The sequence below is a fragment of the Roseateles sp. P5_B10 genome (assembly GCF_056400485.1).
The window spans coordinates 1-1,551 of sequence record NZ_JBFULE010001051.1; the positions used below are offsets into that span (position 1 = coordinate 1).

A 1,551-nucleotide genomic window follows, 5' to 3' on the forward strand; every position below is an offset into this window, starting at 1 on the left:
GTAGACGACGCAATCGCCCGGAGCCTCCAGCGTCAGCGTGCGGCGGTTGTCGGGCGCGAACAGGCCGATCTCGCCGACCAGGCTGCCCGGCGGCAGCAGTTCGTCGTATTCGGCCAGCCGCAGCGTACCGGTGTCGAGGTAGAGCATCTCGGTGGCGGCATCGCCCTGGCGCCACAAGGTGGTGCCGGCTTTCACGGTCCGGCGGTGCATGTGCGGCAGCAGCCACTCGGACACTGGCGTGCCGTCGCGCGCGTTCTCGATGGCCTTGACGAGCTTCCTGATCTGCAACGTCTTCTTGATGTTGATCGGGATCAGTGCGCCATAAAGCAGCAGCGTTGGCAGCGCCGACTTCAGCGCGCCATAGGCCACGAGGAAGCAGCAGGCCGTCAGCGCCGCGATGCGCAGCGGCAGCATGCTTTTCATCAGATAGCTGGCCAGCATCAGCGTGGCGCCGATGAAGCCGAGGATGGTGGCGAGGGTGTCGGTCATGGTTGGAGCAGCGCCTGAACTTGGGGTTGGGCCAGCACGGTCAGCGCATGCGCGTGGCCCTGCTCGACGATGGCGTCGAAACGCTGCCAGGCCAGCAGGCCGACACGCTCCAGCGGCGGATTGAAATAGACGTCGCAGGCGGCCTGCGCGGCACGGCGGCGCGAGCTGCTGTAGAGGATGGTCACGTTGAGCAGATAGGCCGACAGCGCGGGCAGCCGGTAGCGCCGCCGCGAGCGCGCGCGCCAGCGGTCGCGCAGCAGCGCCCAGGGGCCGGGCACCTCGTCGAAGTCGAGCTTGCGGGCCTTGTGCAGGCTGAGGTCCGCGCCGATGACCAGGCCCACGCCGCGGCGCGCACGCATCACGTCGACGGGGAAGTTGTTGAAGCTGCCGCCGTCGCAGAGCAGGTCACCATCGACGACGACGGGTGGCAGCGCGCCGGGGATGGCCGTGCTGGCGCGTAGCGCACGCTCCAGCGGGCCGTGGGTCAACAGGGCCTCGCTGGCCTGGGAATAGTTGGTGGCCACGCAGAAGAAAGGCTTCCACAGGTCCTCGATGCCGGCGCCCGGGCCGGCCAGCCGGCCGAGCGCTCGGTCCAGGATGCCGCGCAGGCGCCGGCCGCGGATCAGCGAGATCAGCGGCAGCAGGTTGAAGTCACCGGTCGGGTTGACCTTGAAGGCCTCGCGCGCAACGGCCGTGGTGTGCGCCAGCGGCTGGTCGGTCGCGGCCAGCGCCGCCATGACCGCGCCCATGCTGGTGCCGCCCACGCAGTCCACCACCACGCCCTGCTCTTGCAGCGCGCGCAGCAGGCCGAGGTGCGAGAAGCCGCGCGCGCCACCGCCGGCCAGCACCAGGCCGACCGCGCGGCGCGCCTGCAGCCGTGCCAGGCGGGCCAGGTCGCCTGCCAGCGCGGGGCGCACGTGGAAATGATCGGCCACCGGCCGGCGCGCCAGCCAGGCCGCCGTGCCGCGCGGTGCCGGCGTGTCGGCCGCGTGCAGCAGCACGAGGATCTCGTCGGCCTCCGTTCGTGGCGGGCGCTGCACCAGGCATTGCGTCTCGCTGAGG

Annotated in this window: 2 protein-coding genes; both read right to left on the reverse strand. The window is 71.1% G+C overall.

The window, feature by feature from the left end; translation table 11 throughout:
• A partial coding sequence (locus AC1DU6_RS30695; RefSeq protein WP_477861869.1) for a cyclic nucleotide-binding domain-containing protein occupies positions 1-489 on the reverse strand: 489 nt, incomplete at its 3' end.
• A partial coding sequence (locus AC1DU6_RS30700) for a patatin-like phospholipase family protein (RefSeq protein WP_477861871.1) occupies positions 486-1,551 on the reverse strand: 1,066 nt, incomplete at its 5' end. The genes AC1DU6_RS30700 and AC1DU6_RS30695, both read right to left, overlap by 4 nt.